Source organism: Saccharopolyspora sp. NFXS83 (assembly GCF_026241095.1).
Taxonomy (GTDB): Bacteria; Actinomycetota; Actinomycetes; order Mycobacteriales; family Pseudonocardiaceae; genus Saccharopolyspora_C.
Map to the genome: position 1 here is coordinate 75,850 of NZ_JAPFGB010000005.1, position 17,169 is coordinate 93,018.

Annotated in this window: 17 protein-coding genes; 6 read left to right on the forward strand and 11 right to left on the reverse strand. The window is 71.6% G+C overall.

The features are described from left to right. The first annotated feature begins 44 nt into the window (after positions 1-44). Positions 45-284 (forward strand): acetyl-CoA carboxylase, encoded by a 240-nt coding sequence (locus OOZ19_RS07195; RefSeq protein ID WP_266089227.1) that lies wholly within the window; start codon positions 45-47, stop codon positions 282-284. Continuing rightward, entirely contained in the window at positions 281-1,624 is a 1,344-nt protein-coding gene (locus tag OOZ19_RS07200) for an acetyl-CoA carboxylase biotin carboxylase subunit (RefSeq protein ID WP_266089228.1), read from the forward strand. The genes OOZ19_RS07195 and OOZ19_RS07200 overlap by 4 nt, the downstream gene beginning before the upstream one ends. On the opposite strand, the gene OOZ19_RS07205 is transcribed toward OOZ19_RS07200, so the two are convergent. From OOZ19_RS07205 to OOZ19_RS07215, 3 genes are all read right to left on the reverse strand, one after another. Further along, on the reverse strand, positions 1,625-2,155 hold the full coding sequence (locus OOZ19_RS07205; protein WP_266089229.1) for a GNAT family N-acetyltransferase: 531 nt from the start codon (positions 2,153-2,155) through the stop codon (positions 1,625-1,627). 91 nt (positions 2,156-2,246) lie between these two features. Further along, the gene (locus OOZ19_RS07210) at positions 2,247-2,903 is read right to left on the reverse strand and encodes a class I SAM-dependent methyltransferase (RefSeq protein ID WP_266089230.1); all 657 of its coding nucleotides are present in this window, start codon (positions 2,901-2,903) and stop codon (positions 2,247-2,249) included. 286 nt (positions 2,904-3,189) lie between these two features. Further along, positions 3,190-3,342, reverse strand: a complete 153-nt coding sequence (locus OOZ19_RS07215) for a hypothetical protein (protein ID WP_266089426.1) — start codon at positions 3,340-3,342, stop codon at positions 3,190-3,192. A gap of 272 nt (positions 3,343-3,614) precedes the next feature. On the opposite strand from OOZ19_RS07215, the gene OOZ19_RS07220 reads away from it, so the two are divergent. Continuing rightward, on the forward strand, positions 3,615-4,685 hold the full coding sequence (locus OOZ19_RS07220; protein ID WP_266089231.1) for an NAD(P)-binding domain-containing protein: 1,071 nt from the start codon (positions 3,615-3,617) through the stop codon (positions 4,683-4,685). A 7-nt stretch (positions 4,686-4,692) separates the two neighbouring features. On the opposite strand, the gene OOZ19_RS07225 is transcribed toward OOZ19_RS07220, so the two are convergent. The 8 genes from OOZ19_RS07225 to OOZ19_RS07260 form a co-directional block, all read right to left on the reverse strand. Beyond that, on the reverse strand, positions 4,693-6,024 hold the full coding sequence (locus OOZ19_RS07225; protein WP_266089232.1) for a uracil-xanthine permease family protein: 1,332 nt from the start codon (positions 6,022-6,024) through the stop codon (positions 4,693-4,695). A 155-nt stretch (positions 6,025-6,179) separates the two neighbouring features. Further along, the gene (locus tag OOZ19_RS07230) at positions 6,180-7,322 is read right to left on the reverse strand and encodes an alkaline phosphatase PhoX (RefSeq protein ID WP_266089233.1); all 1,143 of its coding nucleotides are present in this window, start codon (positions 7,320-7,322) and stop codon (positions 6,180-6,182) included. An 83-nt stretch (positions 7,323-7,405) separates the two neighbouring features. Continuing rightward, complete coding sequence (locus OOZ19_RS07235; RefSeq protein ID WP_266089234.1) at positions 7,406-8,404, reverse strand: TIGR03842 family LLM class F420-dependent oxidoreductase; 999 nt, start codon at positions 8,402-8,404, stop codon at positions 7,406-7,408. Positions 8,405-8,422: 18 nt separating this feature from the next. Further along, a complete protein-coding gene (hydA, locus tag OOZ19_RS07240; protein ID WP_266089235.1) occupies positions 8,423-9,823 on the reverse strand; it encodes a dihydropyrimidinase in 1,401 nt (466 codons plus the stop codon). Beyond that, on the reverse strand, positions 9,820-11,130 hold the full coding sequence (locus tag OOZ19_RS07245) for an aspartate aminotransferase family protein (RefSeq protein WP_266089236.1): 1,311 nt from the start codon (positions 11,128-11,130) through the stop codon (positions 9,820-9,822). The genes hydA and OOZ19_RS07245 overlap by 4 nt, the downstream gene beginning before the upstream one ends. A 189-nt stretch (positions 11,131-11,319) precedes the next feature. Then, the gene (locus OOZ19_RS07250; protein ID WP_266089237.1) at positions 11,320-12,162 is read right to left on the reverse strand and encodes a nitrilase-related carbon-nitrogen hydrolase; all 843 of its coding nucleotides are present in this window, start codon (positions 12,160-12,162) and stop codon (positions 11,320-11,322) included. 229 nt (positions 12,163-12,391) lie between these two features. After that, positions 12,392-13,801, reverse strand: a complete 1,410-nt coding sequence (locus OOZ19_RS07255; RefSeq protein WP_266089238.1) for an NAD(P)/FAD-dependent oxidoreductase — start codon at positions 13,799-13,801, stop codon at positions 12,392-12,394. Further along, positions 13,789-14,202 carry a DUF5313 family protein gene (locus OOZ19_RS07260; RefSeq protein WP_266089239.1) on the reverse strand — a complete coding sequence of 138 codons (414 nt, stop codon included), beginning with the start codon at positions 14,200-14,202 and terminating at the stop codon, positions 13,789-13,791. Before OOZ19_RS07260 ends, OOZ19_RS07255 begins: the two co-directional genes overlap by 13 nt. Positions 14,203-14,328: 126 nt before the next feature. On the opposite strand from OOZ19_RS07260, the gene OOZ19_RS07265 reads away from it, so the two are divergent. From OOZ19_RS07265 to OOZ19_RS07275, 3 genes are all read left to right on the forward strand, one after another. Beyond that, positions 14,329-14,466: a hypothetical protein gene (locus OOZ19_RS07265; RefSeq protein ID WP_184478905.1), complete on the forward strand. Its 138-nt coding sequence runs from the start codon at positions 14,329-14,331 to the stop codon at positions 14,464-14,466. Between the two features lie 140 nt (positions 14,467-14,606). Further along, complete coding sequence (locus OOZ19_RS07270; RefSeq protein ID WP_416309407.1) at positions 14,607-15,572, forward strand: formylglycine-generating enzyme family protein; 966 nt, start codon at positions 14,607-14,609, stop codon at positions 15,570-15,572. A 255-nt stretch (positions 15,573-15,827) separates the two neighbouring features. Beyond that, on the forward strand, positions 15,828-17,168 hold the full coding sequence (locus OOZ19_RS07275; protein WP_266089240.1) for a bifunctional o-acetylhomoserine/o-acetylserine sulfhydrylase: 1,341 nt from the start codon (positions 15,828-15,830) through the stop codon (positions 17,166-17,168). Position 17,169 lies beyond the last annotated feature (1 nt).

A 17,169-nucleotide genomic window follows, 5' to 3' on the forward strand; every position in this document is an offset into this window, starting at 1 on the left:
CCATCCCGCGAGCAGCGCACCCGATAGTTATGGAGGAGGCCACCATGTCGACTGTGAACGCCACGCTTCCCGGCGTCTTCTACCGTCGCCCCTCGCCCGAACAGGACCCGTTCGTCGAAGAAGGCGCCGCGGTCCGGCAAGGGCAGACGATCGCGCTCATCGAAGTGATGAAGACCTTCAGCGAGATCAAAGCCGAGCAGGCGGGCACCATCGGCCGCTTCCTGCTCGAAGAGGGGGACGAGGTGGAGGCCGGTCAAGGTGTCGTCGAGGTCGTGTCGCCATGACCGGGCCGGGACGAGTCCTCGTGGCCAACCGGGGCGAGATCGCGGTGCGCATCATCCGCGCCTGCCACGCCGCGGGAGCCGAAGCGGTGGCGGTGTACTCCGACGCCGACAAGAACTCCCGGTGGGTGCAGCTGGCCGAGCACGCGGTGCACATCGGCGCCTCCCCCGCCTCCAAGTCCTACCTCGACGTGGAGGCGTTGCTGGAGGCGGCGCGCAGCACCCAGGCCGACGCCGTACATCCCGGCTACGGCTTCCTGTCGGAGAACTCGCGCTTCGCGCGAGCCGTGCAGGACGCGGGCCTGGTGCTGATCGGCCCGCCCGCCTCGGCGATCGAGCTGATGGGCGACAAGGCCACCGCGCGCGCCACCGCGCAAGCAGCGGGCGTGCCCGTGGTGCCGGGCAGCGCACCGGTGACCGACCTCGCCGCCGCGCAGGCCGCGGCCGACGAACTCGGCTACCCGGTGCTGGTCAAGGCCGCGGCTGGCGGGGGCGGTCGCGGCATCCGGCCGGTGTCCTCGGCCGCGGAGCTCGCCGAGGTGCTGCCCGCGGCGCAGGCCGAGGCGCGGTCGGCGTTCGGCGACGGCACCTCGTACCTGGAGCGGGCGCTGCCCCGCCCCCGGCACATCGAGGTGCAGCTGCTCGCCGACGACCACGGCAACGTGGTGCACCTGTTCGAGCGGGACTGCTCGGTGCAGCGCCGCAGGCAGAAGCTGCTGGAGGAGGCACCGGCGCCGGGACTGCACGAGGAGACCCGGCAGCGCATCTGCGAGGCCGCGGTCCGCCTCGCGCGGCACGTCGGCTATCGCAACGCGGGCACCGTGGAGTTCCTCGTCGACGAGGACCAGGGCTTCTACTTCATGGAGATGAACACCCGCATCCAGGTCGAACACCCAGTCAGCGAGGCGATCAGCGGCGTCGACCTGGTGGCCGAGCAGCTGCGGATCGCCGCGGGCAAGCCGATCTCGTTCACCCAGGACGAACTGGTGCGCACCGGTGCGGCCATCGAGCTGCGGATCAACGCCGAGGACCCGGACAACGGCTTCGCCCCGTCACCCGGCGAGGTCACCGCGTTCGACCTGCCCGGCGGGCCTGGCGTCCGCGTCGACACCGGCCTGACCCGCGGTGACCGGATCAGCCCGTTCTACGACTCGATGATCGCGAAGCTGATCTGCTGGGGAGCCGACCGCGACCAGGCGTACTCCCGAGCCGAGCAGGCCTTGCGGGAGTTCCGCATCGAGGGCGTGGCGAACACGATCCCGTTGCACGCCCGGCTCGTCGGCAACGACAAGCTGCGCAGCGGCCCGGTGCACACCACCTGGCTGGAGGAGCAGCTGGAGTGATCAGCGCGGGACGACCTCGTCGCGCAGCACGCTGTAGCGCACGCAGTCCCGCCACCGACCGTCGCGGAACAACCAGCCGCGCAGCACGCCCTCCCTGGTGAAACCCGCCTTGGTGAGGGCGCGCTGCTCGGCGAGGTTGTCCACCTCGGTGCCCGCCTCGACCCGGTTCACCTGGGTGTGGGCGAACAGGTACGCGACCAGCTTGCGCTGGGCTTCGGTGCCGTGGCCGCGCCCGCGGGCCTCCGGCAGCAAGGTGATGCCGATGTTCCAGCAGTACGAGGTCTGACCGGTGGGGTTCTTGGCCCACGACACGAAACCGAGCCGCCGCTGCGGATCCTGCTCGGTGACCACCAGCAGCACGCCTTCGTCGCCCGAGATCAGCCCGGACTCCGCCCAGCGCCGCTGGAAGTGCCCCGCCCCTTGGTAGCCGAACCAGTTGTAGGGGTGGGAGGCCTCGCGGGTGTTGAGCATCCGATCGAGATCGGCCAGGTCGCCTTCGAACACCGGTCGCAGCAGCACAATGGACCCCACATCGCGACCGTAGACCGATCACGCTCCGCTGGACATGCTCTGTTCCGGTGGTCGAAGGCGTCCGAACCGTCCTGATCGGTCCCGAGCCCGGTCAGTCGCTGGGACGCCGGCAGGTGTAGATCCGCGCGGGCGGGACGTTGCGCCACACGGTGCGGCTGGTGAGCACCTCGTCGAAGGCGCCGTCCAACCGGCGCCGGAAACCGCGGGCCCCGGCCATGCCCAGGGCGTGCACGTAGGCGAAGGTGGTGAACGCGCCGCCGGGAGCGAGCACCTTGCCGACCTCGCTGAGGATGTCGCGCTGCAGCTCCGCGGAGAAGATCGACCACGGCAGACCGCTGATCACGGCGTCCACCTCGGCCACCCCCGCGTCGGCCAGCAGCGCGCGCAGCTTCGCCGCGTCGCCCTGCACGACCTCCAGCCAGGGCAGATCGGCGCGCAGGTGCTCGACCATGCCGCCGTCGAGTTCGATCGCGAGGTGCCGTCCGCCTTCGGGCAGCCGGTCGCGCACGGCCCTGCTGAGCGCGCCGGTGCCGGGGCCGAGCTCCACGACGACCGGCCCGGTCCGCTCGTCGGCGGCCGGTCGCGAGCGCGGGACGACCGCGGCCATCTCGCGGGCGAGGTACGGCGAGCTGGGCGCCACCGCGCCCACCAAGCCGGGTTTGCGTGCCGCGCGGGCGGCGAACTTCCGGTAGTCCGCGAACACCGATCCGGCCTTGCCGGTCTGAGGCCGTTGCTGGGATGTGGTCACGGCTGCCTTCCGCGGTCGTCGGACGAGGTCCTGGTCACCCTATCGGTCGCGGACCGTCAGCCGTCGCCGCCCGAGTCCCGCCACGCGGAACCGGTGCACGTGAATCGAATTCGGATAACTAGTACCTCCGCGTTTCGCGGCGGTCTGGAACGCGTTTCGAGCGTCGCGACAAGAATGCGCGGCGCAATTCACTCGAATAGCGTGTAACGCGGAGAGAAAGTCACGCGATAGGGGTTCACTTCTGGCGTGGGGCTTGCCCGGACCGGACAAGCCCGTTGCGCCGCACTCAGGCGGGCTGCTCGACCAGCGCGCCCACCGGCTCCACCGCCGGGACCTGCTCAGCGGGCTGAGCGGGAGTGTTCAGCGCGGGTTTGTTCACCCACCTGACCGCCACGCCTGCCACCGCCAGCAGCACGATCGCCTCAACTGCGAGAGCCACCCACACCATTGCCACTTTCCTTGCCTCCTTTCTGCTGACCTCCCCGTCTTCCGAGCGCGCGAACGGGCGCGCACGCGTGCCCGCACGGGTCTTGCGATCGAAAGAGGTTCGGGGCCGAACACCCACTTGCACCCCGATACTAGGGCTTTGTTTCGGGTGCGTTAAAGAGGGGTCGCAGTGGCGTGCGTCGCACCCCTCCGGGTGAGCTTTCGGGTGGCGGACACCACAGCGGGTGAGGGACGTTCGCGCCTGGTTCCGGCGTTGCGCCGGGTGTGGCGGAGCACGAGGTCGAGGTCGTCGTCATCGGAGCCGGGCAGGCCGGGCTCAGCAGCGCGCACCACTTGCGGCGTGCCGGGTTCGAGCCGGACCGCGAGTTCGTGGTGCTGGACGGGAACGCCGCAGCGGGCGGCGCGTGGCGGCACCGCTGGCCGTCGTTGCGGATCGGTGGCGTGCACGGGATCCACGACCTGCCGGGCCTCGCCCTGGAGGAGAAGGACGGGGCGCGGCCCGCTTCGGAGGTGGTCTCGGAGTACTTCGCCCGCTACGAGCGCGAGTTCGAGCTGCCGGTCCGGCGGCCGGTCGAGGTGCGGGCGGTGCGGCGCGGCCTCGGCGACCGCTTGCTCGTGGAGTCCGGCGCGGGCACCTGGGCGGCCCGAGCGGTGATCAACGCGACCGGGACGTGGACGAAGCCGTTCCTGCCGCACTACCCGGGTCAGCGGACGTTCACCGGCAGGCAGCTGCACGTCGCGGACTTCCGCGACGCGGCGGAGTTCCGCGGGATGCGGGTCGCCGTCGTCGGCGGCGGGATCTCCGCGGTGGAACTGCTGGCGGAGATCTCCGAGGTGGCCGAGACGACGTGGGTGACGCGCCGTCCGCCGGTGTTCGGCGACGACGAGTTCACCACCGACCGCGGGCGCCGGGCGGTCGCGGAGGTCGATCGCCGGGTTCGGGCCGGGCTGCCGCCGGGCAGCGTCGTGAGCGTGACCGGGCTACCGCCCACGGCCGCCGTCCAGCGGGCGCGGGAGCGAGGTGTGCTGGACCGGAACCCGATGTTCGAGCGCCTCACCCCGAACGGGCTCCGGTGGGCGGACGGCCGGCAGCTGCCCGTCGACGTGATCCTCTGGGCCACCGGTTTCCGGGCCGCCCTGGACCACCTGGCCCCGCTGGGCCTGCGGGAACCGGGCGGCGGCATCCGCATGGACGGGACTCGGGTGGTGGCCGAACCCCGGCTGCACCTGGTGGGTTACGGCCCGTCGGCCAGCACCATCGGGACCAACCGAGCCGGTCGGAGCGCGGCCCACGAGGTCCGCGGGCTGCTCGCCCCGGCGCTCGCCACCGGCTGATCCGCCGTCACCCGTTCCGAGCGGGGCTGAAGGCGCGGAGCAGGTGGTAGCCGAGGAGGGTGATCACGGTGCCGAGGGCGATGCCGCTGAGGCTCAGGCTCGGGGTGAAGGTGAGCGAGACGTCACCGATGCCCGCGATGACGCCGGCCGCCACCGGCAGCAGGTTGACCGGGTCGGCGAAGTCCACGCGGTTCTGCACCCAGATCTTCACGCCGAGCAGCCCGACCATGCCGTAGAGCACCACGGTGATGCCGCCCAGCACGCCGCCCGGGATGGCGGCCACGACGGCGCCGAACTTCGGGCACAGGCCGAAGCCGATGGCCACGACCGCCGCCACCCAGTAGGCGGCCGTCGAGTACACGCGGGTGGCGGCCATGACGCCGATGTTCTCGGCGTAGGTGGTGGTCGGCGGGCCGCCCAGAGCGCTGGAGAGGGTCGTGGCGAAGCCGTCGGCGAACACGGCCCGCCCGAGGCTGCCCTGCAGGTCGGTGCCGGTCATCTCCTCCACAGCCTTGACGTGCCCGGTGTTCTCGGCGAGCAGGGCGATCACCGCGGGCAGCACCACGATGATCGCCGACGCGGAGAAGGACGGGGCGTGCACCTCGGGCAGTCCGAACCACGGCGCGTTCGCGACTCCGCTGAGGTCCACCCGCGGGTGGGTGCCGACGACTCCGTCCGCGTTCGGCGCGGTGATCGGGCCGAAGAGCACGTCGAACGCCCAGGACAGCAGGTAGCCGCCGGCGAGCCCGAGGAACACCGCGATGCGCCCCAGGAATCCGGGCAGCAGCACGCTTCCCGCCACCACGATGATCATCGTGATGAGCGCGATCCACTGGTCCTGCGGCCAGTAGGTCTCGGCCACCACCGGGGCCAGGTTGAACCCGATCAGCAGCACCACCGCTCCGGACAGCACCGGCGGCAGCAGCCGGTGCACGACGCCGGGACCGGCGAAGTGCACCACCGCGCCGACCGCGGCGAGCACCGCGCCCGACACCAGGATGGCTCCGGTGACCGTGGCCGTGTCGCCCCCACCGGCGCGGATCGCGGTGACCGCTCCGACGAACGATGCGCTGCTGCCCAGGTAGCTGGGGATCTTGCCTTGCACGACGAGCAGGAACAGGATCGTGGCCCCGCCCGAGACCATGATCGCGAGGTTCGGGTCGAGTCCCATCAGGACGGGGAACACGAACGTCGCGCCGAACATGGCAACCACGTGCTGCGCTCCGAAGCCGATGGTGCGGCCCCAGGTGAGCCGTTCGCCGGGCGCCACCGACTCACCTGGGCGCGGTGTGGTGCCGTCGCCGTGGAGTGTCCATCCGAAACCCGTTCGCCCTCGCATGGCGAACAGTCTCTCCTGACGTCATTTCAGACGCCGATCACGGTCGAACCGGTGACCGAGGCGTCACCGAACGTCGTTGCACGGCTGAATTTCGGCGTCGCCCGACGGTGGCGGAGCCGGTGCGGTTCCCGCTATCCGACCCCGGGGGAAGAACGTCAACCGCGGAACGGGCCGGTGACCTCGTAGGTGATGCCGCCGCTGCTGTCCCCGATGGTGCCGCGCTGCGAGGAGAAGTAGAGCCGGTCACCGGCAGGGCTGAACGCGACGCCGCAGAGCTCCGAGCCGTCCTGCCCCGCGACCCGCAGGAACGGCGCGACGACGTCGTCCGGGGTGATCAGGCAGATCTCCATGTTGCCGCCGTCCTCGGCGACGTAGAGGTCACCGGCGGCGGTGCCGGTGATGTTGTCCACCCCGGTCAGCGGCGGGTTCGAGATCTCGTCGTCGTAGGCGACGGCGAGGGCGTCGCGCTCCGCGTCGTAGGCCCACACCCGGTTGTCGCCCTTGGTGGTGAAGTAGCAGGTGCCCGCGCGGTAGTAGGCGCCCTCGCCCCCGTCGAAGTGCTTGGCGGCGGCGACCTGCTCGCGGGTGCGCGTGGTGCCGGCCGCCGGGTCGGGCACGTCCGCCCAGGCCAGCCCGGAACCGTCCTCGGTGAGCACCTGCAAGGTGCCCGCGGACATGTCCTCCCAGGTGGTGGGCACGAACCGGTAGAAGCACCCGTCCGACTCGTCCTCGGTGAGGTAGACGACCTCCCGGTCGGGGTCCACCGCGGCGGCCTCGTGCTTGAACAGTCCCATCGCCGGGTGCCGCACGGCCGCCCGCACGCCCCACGGGTCGGTTTCGTGCACCGCGCCGCGGTCGGTTTCCTCGCAGGACAGCCAGGTGTTCCACGGCGTCGCGCCGCCGGAGCAGTTCTGCGTGGTGCCGGTCAGGATCGGGTAGGCGTCGGTGATCTCGGCGGCACCGTTGAACTTGAGCGCGCTGACGCCTCCGGTCAGCGGGACCTCCGAGTTCGACACGTAGATCCAGCCGTCGCCGTCCGCGAAGCAGGCACCGCCGTCGGGAGCGCTGTGCCAGGTGTGGTTCGTACCGACGACGGTCTCGGTGGCGCGGGCCAGGACTCGGCTGGTGAACCCCTCCGGCAGCATGATGCCGTTGGCGTCGGCGGCCAGCAGGTCGCCGTAGGGGCTCGGGCCGGGCAGCGCGGGGAAGGCGATGGCCTGGCGGGTGACGCTGAAGCCGAAGGCGACCGAGGTGCCCGCTCCCAGGACCGCGGCGCGCAGGAAGTGACGTCGTTGCACGGCTGCTCCGTTCGTTCGTGGTGGGAACAGCCCGACGGTAGGTGCGGTCCCGGTGTCGAATCACCGGTGCTGGGATGAACTCTTCACGCCGGTTCGGGGATGATCGATCGCCCGTATTCCTCGACTGTGGACTCGACGGCGTCGTGCATGGCGTAGGCCGCGAACTGGTGGACTCCGGCGTCGTGCAGTTCGGCGAGCTTGTCCCGGTGCGCTTCCGGCGGTCCGAGCAAGCAGAACCGGTCGACGATCTCGTCGGGCACGAAGTCGGTGCTGGCGTTGTCCGCGCGCCCGTGGTGGGAGTAGTCGTAGCCGTCGCGCCCGCGGATGTAGTCCGTCAACGCCGCCGGGACGGCATCGGAGTCGGCACCGTAGCGGCGCACCAGGTCGGCGACGTGGTTGCCGACCATGCCGCCGAACCACCGGCACTGGTTCCGCGCGTGGTCGAGGTCCTGCCCGACGTAGGCGGGCGCGGCGGCGCAGACGGTGATCGCGTCGGGATCGCGGCCCGCGTTCCGGGCGGCGTCCCGGACGTGTTCGACCATCCACCGGGTCAGCAGCGGGTCGGCGAGCTGGATGATCACGCCGTCGGCGACCCGGCCCGCGAGGTCCAGCGCTCTCGGGCCGTAGGCGCCCATCCAGACCGGGAGCGCGCCGTCGCGCACCCACGGCAGCCGGACGGGGGTGCCGTCGACGTCCGCCTCCCGGCCTTCGGCCAGGTCCCGGATCACGCCGATGGCGCTTTCCAGGGTGGCCAGCGTGTTCGGCTTGCCTCCGGTGACGCGCAGCGCCGAGTCGCCGCGGCCGATCCCGCAGACCGTCCGGTTGCCGAACATCTCGTTGAGCGTGGCGAACGTGGACGCGGTGACCGACCAGTCGCGGGTGGACGGGTTGGTCACCATCGGCCCGACGATCAGCCGGTCGGTCGCGGCGAGGATCTGGCTGTGGATGACGAACGGTTCCTGCCACAGAACGCAGGAATCGAAGGTCCACCCGTGGGTGAAGCCCAGTGCCTCGGCCCGCCTCATCAGGTCCACCACCGACCAGGCCGGTGGGTCGGTTTGCAGCACGATCCCGAACCGCATGACGCGCCTCCGTGGTGACTAGATCAAGTATTGGCAGGTGTCGCGAGGAAGGAAACGCCCGTGTCCGGCGCGGCCCCGGTAGTGGCCGTCGTCGACGATGACCTGACCGCGGGAGAGCACGGTGCGGACCCGTCCGGTGATGGTCTTGCCCTCGTAGGCGCTGTAGTCGACGTTCATGTGGTGCGTCTCGGCGGAGAGGACCTGTTCGGCGTGCGGGTCGTAGATCACGATGTCGGCGTCGGATCCGGGCGCGATGGTGCCCTTGCGCGGGTGCAGGCCGAACATCCGCGCCGGCGTGGTGCTGGCCAGCTCCACCCAGCGGCGACGGCCGATGTGCCCGTCGACGACGCCTTGGTGCAGCAGGTCCACCCGGTGTTCCACGCCGGGCATCCCGTTCGGGATCTTCGAGAAGTCCCCCAGCCCCAGCTCCTTCTGCGGGGTGAAGCAGAACGGGCAGTGGTCGGTGGACACGACCGAGAGGTCGTTGGTGCGCAGGCCGCGCCACAGCTCCCGCTGGTGCTCCTCGGGGCGCAGCGGGGTGGAGCAGACGAACTTGGCGCCTTCGAAGTCCGGGCGGGCCAGTTCGTCGACGGTGAGGAACAGGTACTGCGGGCAGGTTTCGCCGAACACGTTGAGCCCGGCGTCGCGAGCGCGGGCGATCTCGGCGAGCGCTTCGGAGGCGGAGACGTGCACGACGTAGATCGGGGCGTCGGCGACCCTGGCGAGCTGGATGGCGCGGTGGGTGGCCTCCGCCTCCAGCAGCGGGTGCCGCACGGCGCCGTGCTGGCGGGGGTCGGTGCGACCCGCCGCCAGGGCCTGCTGCACGAGCACGTCGATCGCGATGCCGTTCTCGGCGTGCAGCATGGTCAGCGCACCGTTGCCCGCGGCCTGCTGCATCGCGCGCAGGATGCGGCCGTCGTCGCTGTAGAACACGCCCGGGTAGGCCATGAACATCTTGAAGCTGGTCACGCCGTCGGCGACCAGGCCGTCCAGTTCCCGCAGCGACGCGTCGTGCACGTCGGAGAGGATCAGGTGGAACCCGTAGTCCACCGCGCAGCGCCCGTCGGCCTTGGCGTGCCAGGTGTCGAGGCCTTCCCGCGCGGAACGTCCGATGGACTGGATGGCGAAGTCGATGATCGTCGTGGTGCCGCCCCACGCGGCGGCGCGGGTGCCGGTCTCGAACGTGTCGGAGGAGAAGGTGCCGCCGAAGGGCATCTCCATGTGGGTGTGCCCGTCCACCCCGCCGGGGATCACGTACTGCCCGCTCGCGTCGAGCACCGCGTCGGCGTCGGTGAGCCACTGCTCGCCGAGTTCGGGGGTGGCCAGCGCGGCGACCTGCTCGTCGACGACGAGGACGTCGGCTTCGACCTCCTCGGTCGCCGTGATCACCAGTCCGCCGCGGATCACCGTTCTCGTCATGGCCGCTCCCCCGCTCTGGTGAGCGCGTCGACCAGGACCGCGGCGCCCTCGCGGGCTTCGGGCTCGGTGAGGCTCAGCGGCGGTGCGATGCGCAGCACGTTGCCGTCCAGACCGCCCTTGCCGATGAGCAGCCCGGCGCTCTTGGTGTGCTCCAGCACCGCGGTGGCAGCGGCGGCATCCGGTTCACCGGTGCCGGGACGCACCAGCTCGACACCGATCATGAGTCCCTTGCCCCGCACGTCGGCCACGTGCGGCAGCCGGAGCCGGGCGTCGTCGAGTTCCGCGCGCAGCACGGCGCCGACCCGCTGGGCGTTGCCCTGCAGGTCGTGGGCCAGCAGGTGGTTCAGGTTCGCCAGCGCACCGGCGGTGGTGATCGGGCTGCCGCCGAAGGTGGACAGCGAGCTCGCCTTGACGCTGTTCATGATCTCCGCGCTCGCGATCACCCCGCCGATGGACAGCCCGTTGCCGAGCCCCTTGGCGAACGTGACGATGTCCGGCGGGCCGCTGTCTCCGTGCGCCTGCCAGCCCCAGAAGTGCTCGCCGGTGCGGCCCCAGCCGGTCTGCACCTCGTCGCTGATCCACAGGATGCCGTGCCGGTCGAGCACCTCCTTGAAGCGGGCGAACAGGCCGTCCGGTGGCACGGCGAAACCGCCGACGCCCTGGATGGGTTCGGCGATCAGGCAGGCCACGTTGCCGTGCAGCTGGCCGAGCACGTCCTCCAGGTCGTCCACGCAGGCCGCCGTGAAGTCCTCGTCGGAGAGCCCCGCGAGCGCGGTGCCCCGACGCCTGCTGCCGTGCACGTAGGTCGTCTGCACCGGGGACAGGCTCGTCGGCGACCAGGCCCGGTTGCCGGTGATGGCCAGCGCCGAGAAGGACCGGCCGTGGTAGCTGTTGCGCAGCGCCAGCACCTGATTCGAGGCGCGGTGGCCGGTGGCCAGCAGCAGGGCGGTGTCGTTGGCCTCGGTGCCGCTGGAGGTGAAGAACACCCGCGGGTCCTCGATGCCGGAGAGCTCCGCGACGCGTTCGGCGAGCTCCACCATCGGCCGGTTCAGGTACAGCGTCGAGGAGTGCAGGATGCGCCCGGCCTGCTCGCTGACCGCGGCGGTCACCTCGGGCAGCGCGTGCGCGGTCATCGTGGTGAGGATGCCGCCGAAGAAGTCCAGGTACCGGTTGCCCTCGGCGTCCCAGACGTGGCGTCCTTCGCCGCGTTCCACGTCGATCGGGTCCTGGTAGTAGGTCGCGACCCAGTCCGGCAGCACCGCCTTGCGCCGCTTCGCCAGCTCGGTGTGCGTGCCCGTGTCGGTCATCGCGTTCCTTCCTCTCGCCCCGGAGGTTCCGGTGGTCGGCGCCCGCCGCGGGTCCGGCCGTCGCGGAGCTCGGCCGCGAACCCGCCCGGTTCGGCGCGTGCAGGTCTTCGTCTGAGTCTGGGCGGCGTCCGGGTCTCGTCGGCGCCCGAGCGGTTGCCGCGCGGGGCCGAGCGGACCTGCGCAGGGCGCTCAGGGTTCGGTGAGCAGGCCGTAGGCGTCGGGGCGGCGGTCTCGGTAGAAGGCCCACTTGGTGCGGACCTCGTCGATCAGGTCGAAGTCGAGGTCGCGCACGACGAGTTCTTCCTCGCCGTCGCTGGCCACGTCGCCGACGAAGCGCCCGTAGGGGTCGACGAAGTAGCTGCTGCCGTAGAAGTCGTTGTCGCCGTACTCCTCCACGCCGACCCGGTTGATCGCGGCGACGAAGTACTCGTTGGCGACGGCGGCGGCCGGTTGTTCCAGCTTCCACAGGTAGGACGACAGCCCGCGGCTGGTCGCCGACGGGTTGTAGACCAGCTGCGCCCCGGCCAGCCCCAGCGCCCGCCAGCCTTCCGGGAAGTGCCGGTCGTAGCAGATGTAGACGCCGACCCGGCCGACCGCGGTGTCGAACACCGGCCAGCCGAGGTTGCCGGGCCGGAAGTAGAACTTCTCCCAGAACCCGGGCAGGTGCGGCAGGTGGTGCTTGCGGTACTTGCCGAGGTATTCGCCGTCGGCGTCGATGACGGCGGCGGTGTTGTAGTAGAACCCCGGCCCGTCGAGCTCGAAGATCGGCACGACGATCACCATCCGCAGTTCGCGCGCCAGCGCCCGCATCCTGGTGGTGGTGGGACCGTCCGGGACCGCCTCGGCCCAGCGGTAGTGCTCGGCCTCCTGCACCTGGCAGAAGTAAGGCGCGTTGAACACCTCCTGGAAGCCGATCACCTGGGCGCCCTGGGCGGCGGCGGCGCGGGTGTGCTGCTCGTGCGCGTCGATCATGGACTGGGCGTCGCCGGTCCACTTCGCCTGGACCAGTGCGGCGCGAACTCGGTTCGGCATGGCGACACCCCTCGTGCACGGGACGGGCAGGGACGTCCCGAACATATGGCCCGGTCCGGGGCCCTGCAATGACCGCGCCGCCGACGATCGTTTCCACTGAGCACCGCCAAGTCTTCCGAGACCGGCTCTCGCTGCGGGAACGCGGGCACCGGCCGGGAGCGGCCTCGCGGCGGGTTCGCTCAGAAGGAGGAAGCGCCGGTGTGTCGGACCGGAGGGGTGCCGCCGTCGATCAGCTGCCGAGCCCGAGCCCGTGCCGGTCGAGCAGGCGCAGCCACGGCCCTCGCTCCCCGGCGGAGGCGTCGGCGCGTTCCAGCGCCCGGTGGGTGAACCGCACCAGCGGCCAGCGCAACGGCTCCGGCGGGTACGGCAGCGGCCGGGTGCGCACCAGCGCGGAACGGGTGCGGTCGGTGGGTTCGCCCGCGAGCAGGTCCAGCGCGACCTGCCCGCCGAACCTGGAAGCGGCGACGCCGAGGCCGGTGAACCCGGCGGCGTAGGCGACCCGGCCGGCGAGCGCGGTGCCGAACACCGGAGTGGACCGGGTGGTCGCGTCGATCGGGCCGCCCCAGCGGTGGCTGAACCGGGTCCCCGCCAGCTGCGGGAAGGTCGCGAAGAACGTCGTGGCGAGCCGCCGGTGCGGTTCGGGCCGCGCGGCGAGCGCCGGGGCCGTGCGACCGCCGAAGTAGTACTCGGCGGCACCGCCGCCCCACAGGATCCGGCCGTCCGGAGTCGGCCGGAAGTAGTGGAACAGGTTGTGCGAGTCGGTCACCCCCTGCCGGTCGTGCCAGCCCAGCGACGCCCACGCCGCCTCCGAGAGCGGTTCGGTGACCAGCACGTAGTCCCAGATCGGCAGCACGCGGCGGCGCAGCCCCCGCAGCAGGGCCGGGAACGCGTTCGTCGCGAGCACCGCCCGCCCCGCCCGGACCGTCCCTTGTCGACATCGAAGTCGCAGCCCGCCGCCGTGGGAGCGCAGCGAGCCGACCGGGCTGCGCTCGTGCACCCGCACGCCGAGCCGTTCGGCCGCCGCGACGAGCCCGCCCACCAGCTTCGCCGGGTCCACCAGGCCCCCGGCGTCCGGTAATCGCAGGCCCGCGCGGAACGAGTCCGAGCGCAGGTCGGCGCGAACCCCGCCCGCGCCCTGGAACACCGCGGAGAAACCGTGCTCGCGGTAGAGGTCGGCCTCGTCGCGCAGCTCGCCGACCTGGTGCGGCTCGGTGGCCACGGCGGTCTTCCCGCACCACCGCAGGTCCGCGTCGATCCCCTCCGACTCGACGAACTCGCCGATCTCGCGGAGGTTGCGCCTGCCCAGCTCGGCGAGCGCGCCGATCTCCGCGGGCCACAGCTGCGCGCCGTGGGCGAGGCCGTGGGTGAGCGACTCGGACAGGAATCCGCCGCTGCGCGCGCTGCCTCCGGACCCGGCCCGCCCGGCCTCCAGGACGAGCACGTCCAGATCGGGCTCGCGCTGCTTCGCGAGGACGGCGGTCCACAGGCCGGTCAGCCCGGCACCGACCACGACGAGGTCGGCGGACTCCGAGCCGGGCAGTGCCGCCCGTGGCAGGCCGGGCGTGCGGTCCGGCCAGAAGGCGGCGGGTTCGGCGTCGGCCAGCGCGTCCCCGACGGGCGGGCCGGTCACTGCCACCACGGGCGGGACCCGGTTCCGCGCTTGCCCGCCCGCTCCACGTCCTTGCGCAGCTGCCGCGTCTCCCGACCGATCCCGGGCGGGTAGCCGTGCTTGATCACCCGGTGCTCGCACGCTTCCCCCATCAGGCACAGCGAGTAGAACAAGCCCACGAACAACCCCATCCCGACCGCGGTCAACCTGATCGACCACGGCCCCGGCAGCAGCACCAGCAGGCAGAACGGCGAGAGCTGCGTCAGCGCCCGCGCCAGGTGGCGCAGCACCCACGTCCGGCAGGTCACGTCGTGCAGCACCCACTCGGCGCACCGTTCCGGCAACTTGCCGCCGAACGCGTACCAAACCCACAACGCCGGGTTCGGCCGCCCGGAGACCGGCCGCGGTGAATCAGGCCGAGGTGTTCGCACTCCCCTAGATTAGTGGCAGTCACCGAGGTTCCGGCAGCACCGCGGAACGTGCGTCGCGCGCGTCACTCCCACGCCCGGTAACGATCTCTCCCGGAAGACGATGTTCCTGGTGAAAGGGGTTGCGTCATGTTCATTCTCGTTGTGGTGATGTTGTTCGTGCTCGTGGTGGGCGCGGTGATGTTCACCGATCTGCTCGACGACGGGTTCAGGGGAGCCGGGGCCGCGGTGGCCCAGCTGGTGCGCGAGTCGCGCACCCATTCCTGATCACACGTCCGTCTCTTGTGGACTGATCCGGTCGTTGCACCGGCCGGATCGGTCCTCGCACTTCGACACCTCCGCGCGGGAGACGCACGCCACCACCCCACCCGCGTGCGCGCGCCGAAAACGCTCCTAGAGTGGTCGCCGTGAACGATGCGGACCGGAGCACGGCGGACGAGCACGGCGGCTGCTGCGCCCCTGGGCGCAGCCGGACCGAAGCGGGTGTCCCGCCCGACGCTCCCGCCCCCGCCGCCACGGCTCTCGACCGCCGCTGGATCGCGTTGGACGGCGGCGCGTTCCTGATGGGCACCACCGACGCCGACGGCTTCCCGCAGGACGGGGAAGGCCCGGTGCGCGAGGTGCGGGTGAGCCCGTTCGACATCGGCCCGCTGGCCGTCACCAACGCCGAGTTCGCCGAGTTCGTCGCCGACACCGGATTCGTCACCGACGCCGAGCACTTCGGCTGGTCCTACGTCTTCGCCGCGTTCCTGCCCGGAGCGCTGCGCCGATCAGCGCCCCGACCGGAGCAGACCCCGTGGTGGTGCGGCGTGGAAGGCGCCACCTGGCGCAGCCCCGAGGGGCCCGGTTCGGGCGTGGACGACCGCGCCGATCACCCCGTGGTGCACGTGTCCTGGAACGACGCCGACGCCTACTGCCGGTGGTCCGGCGGGCGGCTGCCCACCGAGGCCGAGTGGGAGTTCGCCGCTCGCGGCGGCCTGGAGCAGCGCCGCTACCCGTGGGGCGACGAGCTCACCCCGGACGGCGAGCACCGCTGCAACATCTGGCAGGGCATGTTCCCCGCGAAGAACCTCGTCGAGGACGGGTTCCGCGGCACCGCGCCGGCGGATTCCTTCCCCGCCAACGGTTTCGGCCTGCACAACGTGGCGGGCAACGTGTGGGAGTGGTGCGCGGACCGCTGGGGCACCGAGCCCGCCGCGGCGGGCTCGACCGATCCGCAGGGCCCGCCGGACGGCGGCAGCCGGGTGATGCGCGGCGGCTCCTACCTGTGCCACGAGTCGTACTGCAACCGCTACCGGGTGGCGGCGCGCACCTCCAACACGCCGGACAGTTCCGTCGGGAACCTCGGTTTCCGGTGCGTTCGGTCGCGGTGATGCTCCCGAATGGTGAACGTCCTGTTGCTCCGCGTGCCGCAGCGGTTAAGCTCCGCCACATGATCCGCCTGGTGGAACGCCGACACGTTGATCTCGTGCGCGTGACCACGTCCGCTTGTCGCGCCCGCTGATCTTCCCGCGCCGCGGACGCTGAGCCGCCGCACCACCTCACCCGTCGCAGCTTCGCGACGGGCATCTCGCCATCTCCCTCGCCTTCGTGGCGCCCGCCGCGCCACCGTCCACTGTGGAGTTCCCATGCCCGCTGACGTCCCCGCCCCGAACGACGCCACCGCCGAGGCCGGCTGGTCGTTCGACACGCTCCAGGTCCACGCCGGGGCGCAGCCCGATCCGGCGACCGGCGCCCGAGCCACGCCGATCTACCAGACCACCTCGTACGTCTTCCGCGACACCCAGCACGCGCAGGACCTGTTCAGCCTCGCCGAGCCCGGCAACATCTACACCCGCATCAACAACCCCACCCAGGACGTGCTGGAGCAGCGCGTCGCGCGGCTGGAAGGCGGGGTCGGCGCGGTCGCCGTCGCCTCCGGGCAGGCGGCCGAGACGCTCGCGGTGCTGACCTTGGCGCAGGCCGGTGACCACCTGGTCGCCAGCTCCTCGCTGTACGGCGGCACCTACAACCTGTTCCACCACACGCTGCCGAAGCTGGGCATCGAGACCACGTTCGTCGACGACTTCGACAACCCCGACGCCTGGCGCGCCGCGATCCGGCCGAACACCAAGCTGGTGTTCGCCGAATCGCTGGGCAACCCGCGCAGCAACGTGCTCGACGTGCGCACCGTCGCCGACGTCGCGCACGAGGCGGGCGTACCGCTGGTCGTGGACAACACCGTCACCACCCCCTACGTGCTGCGCCCGCTGGAGCACGGCGCGGACATCGTCGTGCACTCGGCGACGAAGTACCTCGGCGGCCACGGCACCGCCGTCGGCGGCATCGTCGTGGACGGCGGCACCTTCGACTTCGGCGCCGCCCCGGAGCGCTTCCCCGGCTTCAACGAGCCCGACCCGAGCTACCACGGCCTGCGCTACTGGCCCGCGCTCGGCCACGGCGCCTTCGCCGCGAAGCTGCGGGTGCAGGGCCTGCGCGACCTCGGTCCGGCGATCTCGCCGTTCAACGCGTTCCTCGTGCTGCAGGGCCTGGAGACGTTGTCGCTGCGCATCGAGCGGCACAACCGCAACGCCCTGGAGCTCGCCGAATGGCTCGAAGGCCGGGACGAAGTGGCGAAGGTGCACTTCGCGGGCCTGCCGTCGAGCCCGTGGCACGAGCTCGGCAACCGCTACCTGAGCAACGGGTTCGGCGCCATCGTGTCCTTCGAGCTGCGCGGCGGCGTCTCGGCGGGCCGCGAGTTCGTCGAGGGCGTCTCGCTGTTCAGCCACCTGGTCAACATCGGCGACGTGCGCAGCCTCATCGCGCACCCGGCGAGCACCACGCACAGCCAGCTGACCGAGCAGGAGCAGCTCGACGCTGGGGTGACGCCCGGCCTGGTGCGCCTGTCGGTCGGCATCGAGAACGTCGACGACCTCAAGGCCGACCTGGAGTCGGCGTTCCGCGCGGCGAAGGCCGAGCTGGAGAGCTGAG

Coding starts and splice junctions, on each gene's coding strand:
- OOZ19_RS07235 (WP_266089234.1), bottom strand. CDS start 8,404: ATGCGGTTCGGGATCGTGCTGCAAACCGACCCACCGGCCTGGTCGGTG.
- OOZ19_RS07195 (WP_266089227.1), top strand. CDS start 45: ATGTCGACTGTGAACGCCACGCTTCCCGGCGTCTTCTACCGTCGCCCC.
- OOZ19_RS07275 (WP_266089240.1), top strand. CDS start 15,828: ATGCCCGCTGACGTCCCCGCCCCGAACGACGCCACCGCCGAGGCCGGC.
- OOZ19_RS07245 (WP_266089236.1), bottom strand. CDS start 11,130: ATGACCGACACGGGCACGCACACCGAGCTGGCGAAGCGGCGCAAGGCG.
- OOZ19_RS07200 (WP_266089228.1), top strand. CDS start 281: ATGACCGGGCCGGGACGAGTCCTCGTGGCCAACCGGGGCGAGATCGCG.
- OOZ19_RS07265 (WP_184478905.1), top strand. CDS start 14,329: ATGTTCATTCTCGTTGTGGTGATGTTGTTCGTGCTCGTGGTGGGCGCG.
- OOZ19_RS07250 (WP_266089237.1), bottom strand. CDS start 12,162: ATGCCGAACCGAGTTCGCGCCGCACTGGTCCAGGCGAAGTGGACCGGC.
- hydA (WP_266089235.1), bottom strand. CDS start 9,823: ATGACGAGAACGGTGATCCGCGGCGGACTGGTGATCACGGCGACCGAG.
- OOZ19_RS07225 (WP_266089232.1), bottom strand. CDS start 6,024: ATGCGAGGGCGAACGGGTTTCGGATGGACACTCCACGGCGACGGCACC.